This is a genomic window from Bartonella sp. MU70NMGDW, assembly GCF_042194085.1.
Classification (GTDB): Bacteria; Pseudomonadota; Alphaproteobacteria; order Rhizobiales; family Rhizobiaceae; genus Bartonella; species Bartonella grahamii.
Genome location: NZ_JBHIMK010000083.1, coordinates 1 through 6,887 on the forward strand (window position 1 = coordinate 1; position 6,887 = coordinate 6,887).

The following is a 6,887-nucleotide window of genomic DNA, read 5'->3' on the forward strand; positions in this document are numbered from 1 at the left end:
GCGGGGTGGAGCAGCCCGGTAGCTCGTCAGGCTCATAACCTGAAGGCCGCAGGTTCAAATCCTGCCCCCGCAACCAATGTTCCAAAACTAATTCTTCCATAAAAATCAAATCACATTTAAACATCACTCTGCAACCATAGTAGAACGTGAAAATATAAAAATGTACGTAAGCGAAAATGTTATAGAATAACCCTTCACTCAAACTTCCCCCTTTAGCTGTATAGGCTTAGGGCTTTTTAGAAATTGCGAGAGCACTATGGAAGAAGAATAAAACGTACAAACTGCCTAAAAAACTATAAAAATATGACAAGGGGATGGGGTGGCTTGAAAATATTCCCTCTCTAAAAAATGCAATGCCCCATATAGACATGCCACTTGCTGCTGTTTGTTCACAATAGAGTGCAAAAAATAGCGCTTAACCTAGATTCCTCTCAAAAATTCTCTGATGCCTCTCAAAGTAACTTGAAAAAAAAGCTCTTGTTCATCCGTAGCTGCTAGTAGAAGTTATGTATCCATTGCAGTAGAATCTTGGTTTTTATCAGGATTGTTAACTTGTGTATCGGAACAGACAGAAAAAAACGTAAGGGTGGTTCTGTATCTGCTGTCATTCTCTTATCGTTAAAGCATCTAGAGAAAAGCTTCTTTACACCTATCCTAACATACATAAATCATAATTGAGAAAGCCATGAGACGCTGTATATCCCTATCCTTGGCGCAATGTACTATCTGTTTTGAAAGGGATATCTCACATCATCTCTTGGGCCATCTGCTCTAGCACCTTTTGCCGCTTCTAGGATGGCATGTTCTTTGAAGAATTGATGATTTCTGCGATCTCTTTTTGAAATGAGCGTGATGGAGAAAAAGTTTTCTGCGTGAGAAAAAGAAGAGGTGGCTTTTTGCTTTTGCAGCCATCGGTACTGACGTTTGAATGGAAGCTGGCAAGTGGGGAGGGGAAGTTATAGAGCGCGTGATCATTAAATTTTATCTCGCTATAGGAATATTGGGTTTTATAAGCTATAGAGAAGGCTATACTGAGGGAATGGGGCGCGCGCGCTTAAGTCTTACTAGATAATCTTCAGAGAACAAAAGCTTGTGAAAAATAAGGGCGTTCTTGTATCTCTTTTGCTCCTTATTCCACATCGTTCAAGAGGCTACCTGTTATAGAGCTAGAACGATATTTTTACCAGAAAGCCATACTCCTTAATCCTTAAAAGATAATACTTCTTCACATCCCCTCCTTTAGCTGTATAGGCTTGGGGCTTTTTTAGAAGCTGTTTTTGTAAAGCTACACCACACAAAAGCATGCTCTTAGAGATCAGCTATGGATGTTTTTTGTCTTTTCAAAGCAGGCGGAACATTCTTGCAGCAATTTTATAATAAAGAAGTTCAGAGGTATCACCGTCTGTGAAAAATTGAGCACTAAATAGCTAATAGCTTGAGATAATGCCTTATAACTAACAGCCTGACCCTTACAATAGGGTTTGTTCAACTAAAACTTAAGCTCTGTAATTTTTGCACTTAAAAGGCTCGAAGAAGCTAACCTAAAAGAGGTGCTGTTCTCTTTTACGCTTTTACCTTTCCTGTGAGCTTAACCACATATCTATGCGCAAGGTGTCTATCTCTGTCCTCTGTACAAGGAGATACAAATCAGATGATTTTTTACCCTACCTTAAATATACTTTTGTGCAAATTACTTTAAAGGTTGTGTTTTGTTTTATTCGAAATGCTTTTATGGAAAGGCTTATTGCGCTAAGAGCAAGGAAAAAAATGTGTAAGATTCCAGTGATAATGAAGAACCTATCTACGAAGTTATAATCTTAGCTTATTTAATTTTTACTAAATCACCATCAAGCACTATAGGATATTCAGTCGTTTGAAAAAGGATTTTATTTTTTCAGAGCTTGAGGAGCGAATAAATTGAGATTTCTGCATAAAGCAAACATGGAAAAATTGTGATTTATTGATAATGTCTTTTATCAGATAAGAGGATGAGAGGGATGATAAAAGGGTATTTCTTTCAATATCGTAACGTGAATCAATAAACAATAAAACGCCAACACCGTTTTCAAATTGATTGATTATAATGCGTTGCATGGTTTTTCGCGGAAAGAGTGCAACCTTGAAGATTTAAGAGATTTGTAAAATCGTGTACAGAAATTGAAGTTCCCATAATATATTATAAAAAGTTAGTGTTCTTCCTTTCAGGTGTAAGGTATGGCCATGATAGCCACAATCGCATGATTGATCCTATGCAATATGAACAACATCACCTGTGGCGTGCTCAAGTAATGGTACATCTTCAGGATAAAAAACAGAGACAATTAATTCATCATTTTCAGGATTTGACTTTACTTGAATGTGATCATAAAGATGATAAATGTCACCATCAATCTCGGAACACTGGAATCCTATTGGAGAAGTTTCTTTTGTGGTAAAGCTAAGGGGTTTAATATCTAATTCAGGGATTATGTCTTTTATTTTCAACACAGATTCAGGTTGAAAGGTTTCTCAAAGATAGAATAGGTTTTTTAGACATTTTAATTTTTGCTTCCGAGATATCGTAATAAGTTTATCCGCAAAACTTGGCAGGCATATGATGGTATCGATAGAAAATTCTTCGATAGCTGAACTCAAAGTCTCAAGATCAACCATAGAGGCAAATGGATAATATGTTACTTTGAGAAGGCGACAAATTTTATGTGCAAATAAAAATCCCCCCATAATCCTTTAAGCTGTGAGGCAATTGGCAATAGGGTTTACAGAGCAATCTTTAAAGACAGTTTCGAGCTTCTTTGCCGCAGAGTGTGTTACAAACTCATAATTGAGCCATTTATGGCGAAGTGTTTTGGGCACCCTTGTTGTGCCCCCCAGTAGCAAAAATTATATGTGACATTGAAGTTCCTTATTTTTTTTTTAGTTTGCATGAGGCAAAGGCAAGAAGCAAAGGCGGAGATACCAACAATCATGCAAAAGGTGAAAGCGATGTGATTGTTGAAATGGCTGATGATCCATCCACTTGTCCATGAGCCGGCAGCTTGGCCAATATTTGAAATAACAAGAATATAACTAAAAAGAACACTGGCAGAGAGGGATGTAGTTGTTTTCCCTGCTTGATAGTATATTTCTGGAACCATGACAGATTCATAGACACTGTAGGCAATTAACGCAGTCACAGCGGTAAAGACGCCACCCATGAGGAAAAATGCAGCAAAACTTCCCGTAAGCCATAATAGGTAGAAAGTTGATTTATCAGAAAGGCTGAGATGTTTATTGATTATTCCTTGCCAGATACAAATACTGATGCCAACAATTGAAAAGAAAATTCCACTATAAGGGGCGAGATTGCTGTCAAATTTATTGAGAAGTGTTGTGGTGGTGATGAAAATTCCCATGAGGAATGCACAAAGCAAAGCCGTGACCAGCAAATAAGTGATAGAACGATTATGTATTATTGTTTTTAAAGAAGAAAGAAAAGGCTTCTTTATTTTTTTGTTCTTTTCAAGAGATAATTTTTTATGGGGGTAATGATAAACAATTTGAATGGATAAAACACAAAGATACAAACCAATGAGTGCAAAAAAAGCCGTTAAGAAGGTCGATGCGTTATATTTTATGGCACTCGTTGCAACAAGAGGGGCGATAACGACAGCAGCGTTTTGAAAAAAAGAATAGAGAGTTAATGCGCGTTTAAGAGTACTTCCATTGAGATGTTCTGATAAAATTTCTCTCAAAAATGGCTTGGAAATTGCTTTCGAAAAAGCCATTAAGGTAAAAAAGATCAACCATGCAGAAGGTGTAAGCGATAGGATAATGCACACAAAAGCAATACTCCTTAAAATAAAGGCGGTAGCCATTAAGAGTTTACGCGAAAATTTTTCTAATAAACCCGTTGTGGTTACCATGAGAATGCTTTCAAGGATTACTGATCCAGCGAGATAAAAAGCAACATTGGCAGCAGTTATGAGAGAAGAGTTTCCAATCAGAGGGAGTACAAAGAAAAAGGAAAATTCAGAAAGAAAAACTGCGCTATAGATGAAAAAAGGAATTTTATTTTTGCTCATGGAATTTCCATAGAAGTGCTGTTAAATGATCAAATACATTTTGTTGTATCTGTTGAGGACGTCTTATGAGCCCTGTTTCCGCTGAACACATTTCGTTGAAATAGTATCTTTATTGATTTACCGGTCAGTCCACTGCAAGAATATTATTTTTTGTTTTTCTACGATGTTTTTAGAAATATCGAGCATGATCTGGGTTGAGCAACAACACTATGCCTTGGTGTTCGCGCAATAATCGTCAGGTCATTGAGACCTTGATCCCATATCTTCTCTTGATGGTTTTGACTGTTTCTAATCCTATTTGATAACCAACTGACACCCCACATTTTTGTTTTTCCCCCGCATTCTTGTTACTCTAATGTATCCTTTATGAAGGGGATGTACTAACCGCTCCATAGATTGTCAACATATGAATGAGATGAATGATTTTATAACCTTTTAATGAAATTATATTTTTTTAGTGGAAGGTTATTCATCCTCTTTTAGCGCATGCGTTGATATTTGCCTCCATGGCGTTGTAAAAACCCCTTCTCAACAAGAGTGCGCCGTAATCGGGCAAAGTCTACCGTAAAGAGATTGCATATCTTGGAAACTTCCGTTTCGCTATAGATTTTTTCCTTTTGAAAGGCTTCACCAATTTTTGATAGCATCTCTTCTGTTTCTAAATGGCGGTCGCTTAAATTTTCCCTATTCCGTTCATTTTTTTCTTCTAGCGCTTGCCATAATGTATCTCTCGCTTGAAATCCTTCTGTTGTGTTGTGAATAAGTCCCAGATTCAAAAGGCGATTGATGGATTTATGAATGGTTTTGGCATCTGAATCGACATGTTTGAGGATATCAGTAAGATTTTTTGCACCAAGGATAATGGCGGCATAAACAGCGCGTAGTGTCGGTGAGGTCATGGCAGAGATCAGCGAATTGCGTGTGCTGCGTTTGTGAAGTGCTTCTTTTCCCATGGGCAAAATATCATTTCGAATGGGCAGTTCATTGATTTCTATGAGTTCTGCTTGTAGCGATTGTGCGCGTACAATTTGTTCCGCAGAGGTGCGTTTGCGAATAATCCCCAGACCACTTTGGCGATATTTGTGGTTTTCGGGGAGTGTTAAAGCTTCATAGGAGCCATCAAGCCGGTAGAGAATTTCTTCCCACAAAGGGGTTCTGACACGTCGCACCCGCTGTGCCCCATTAAGCGCAACGGTTGAGGTCATGGTTGGTTCATGCAAACAAAGATAACCACCCGCGGTGATGTGTTCCCAAAGGGTTATAACAAATCGCACATCATCTGCGGGAGTACCAGCATCAAGCCAAGCAAAATCTATTGGTCCCCAAGATTTGAGCGTTTCATCATCGAGAGAGAAGAAATTCTCATGGATAAATGTTACCATGTCTTTTTCAATACCGTCTTGAAGCAGTTTTTGCCATGCTTCTTCTGCTGATTGACCTTCGACTGTAAAATCATCAATGGTGATAAGCCGAGGTTCGTAATTCTCAAGGATTCCTGAAGGGTCAAGCAAAGCTGTGCGCTCTTCCCAGGTGGAGGATTCTAAAAGTTTTTTATCTTGTTGCCATGCTTGTTTTGCTTTTTGCAGTGCTTTAGCAATCAAGCGCGTACTATCACCAGCACCGATTTCAATGACTGTGCGCGGTCTTGCCATTTGAATAAGCGCATAAATGAGCTGTGCACTATTTTCTGTTCCCATGCCAGGTCTTATCAGCTGCATCTTTTTATCCTTATAATTTTACCAATCGTAGCATTCCTGCTTTTATAAAAAACTTTATTGAATCCTCTAGCGGATATTGAATACGTATTGGTGTGGTGGCTTGCTTCAAGAGATGTTTTGTTTTTTCATGAAGCCGGATTGTACGCCCATTGAGTTGATTAATGGCAAGACTGCCAAGAGAAGAATCTATGATAATACATGTTGGCTCTCGTAAAAGAGCGGTTGCATCATTTTCTGAAAATGCTTTTTGATCTGTTTCGATGAGACCGTGTCGTAGCAGTGATATCAAAAGACTTCCAGAGGCAAGAAGAGTACTATAGAATTGTATTTCTCTTAGTGATTGGACAATGCAGCTTTCACGAAGTGCTTCAAATGTGGGAAAGTCGAATCCGCCAAATGCCGCTCCTTTTGTAGAAACAATGGTGATGGGTTGTATTTGCCGTTTGCCAATGAGTGCTGGTTTGTTTTTTATTATTTGTACATCTTTTGCCCATTGAACGCGTGATAAAGGATTGAGTTCACTTGGGTAGACAGCGAAAGAATTGATGGCTATGGGCGGCGTTGGTTTTTGCAATTCAAGCGTGTGGATGTTTTCATTCAAGTCATGTCGTATATAGTCTGCCAGTTGCCACACATAACCACCTGTTCCATGGTAAAAATTTAAGCCTATAGGATCTTGTTGCATGATGTTATCGTTTTTTTTGCTTTAAAATATCAAGTTTTGGGAACGGTTGTTAGCTCTTCCACACTAAAGAGTGGTTTATCAAAGTCCTATTGGGTTGGTATGGGGTTGCATGGGATACAACGATTTGATAGGGATTTTATTGGGATTTGATAGGGCGGTGATTGTCATGTCCTTTTGGGGTGTATGGTTTGCTTGAGAAAAACGCCTCGTCCACTAACCATTATCAAATTCTCTCTGTTTCTTTTTTTGTACGGCACTGTTCACAATAAAACCTAATATGCCTGCGATCATTGTGGCGATGCCGATGATAAACAGTGTGCTTTGGGTATGATGCACTTTTACAAAGCCGGCTCCTAGAAAGCCAAGGCATACGGATGTCTGTATGATGAAGATATAGGCAGGCATTTGACTGTTTCGTTGTTC

4 protein-coding genes and 1 pseudogene are annotated in these 6,887 nt (G+C 38.7%); all 5 read right to left on the reverse strand.

The genetic code is table 11. The annotated features are described in order from the left end of the window. Window positions 1-2,247: 2,247 nt before the first annotated feature. The gene (locus ACFIKE_RS07495) at window positions 2,248-2,484 is read right to left on the reverse strand and encodes a hypothetical protein (protein WP_375649000.1); all 237 of its coding nucleotides are present in this window, start codon (window positions 2,482-2,484) and stop codon (window positions 2,248-2,250) included. A 323-nt stretch (window positions 2,485-2,807) separates the two neighbouring features. Continuing rightward, window positions 2,808-4,061, reverse strand: a complete 1,254-nt coding sequence (locus tag ACFIKE_RS07500) for an MFS transporter (RefSeq protein ID WP_375649003.1) — start codon at window positions 4,059-4,061, stop codon at window positions 2,808-2,810. 479 nt (window positions 4,062-4,540) lie between these two features. Continuing rightward, complete coding sequence (locus ACFIKE_RS07505) at window positions 4,541-5,779, reverse strand: DUF2087 domain-containing protein (protein ID WP_375649005.1); 1,239 nt, start codon at window positions 5,777-5,779, stop codon at window positions 4,541-4,543. 10 nt (window positions 5,780-5,789) lie between these two features. Then, window positions 5,790-6,464, reverse strand: a complete 675-nt coding sequence (locus tag ACFIKE_RS07510) for a hypothetical protein (protein ID WP_375649008.1) — start codon at window positions 6,462-6,464, stop codon at window positions 5,790-5,792. 213 nt (window positions 6,465-6,677) lie between these two features. Next, window positions 6,678-6,887 (reverse strand): annotated as a pseudogene (locus tag ACFIKE_RS07515) (MFS transporter); the annotation flags it as partial.

Bases quoted from the DNA above. Each gene is read 5' to 3' on its own strand.
- ACFIKE_RS07505 (WP_375649005.1), bottom strand. From the start codon at position 5,779: ATGCAGCTGATAAGACCTGGCATGGGAACAGAAAATAGTGCACAGCTC.
- ACFIKE_RS07500 (WP_375649003.1), bottom strand. From the start codon at position 4,061: ATGAGCAAAAATAAAATTCCTTTTTTCATCTATAGCGCAGTTTTTCTT.
- ACFIKE_RS07510 (WP_375649008.1), bottom strand. From the start codon at position 6,464: ATGCAACAAGATCCTATAGGCTTAAATTTTTACCATGGAACAGGTGGT.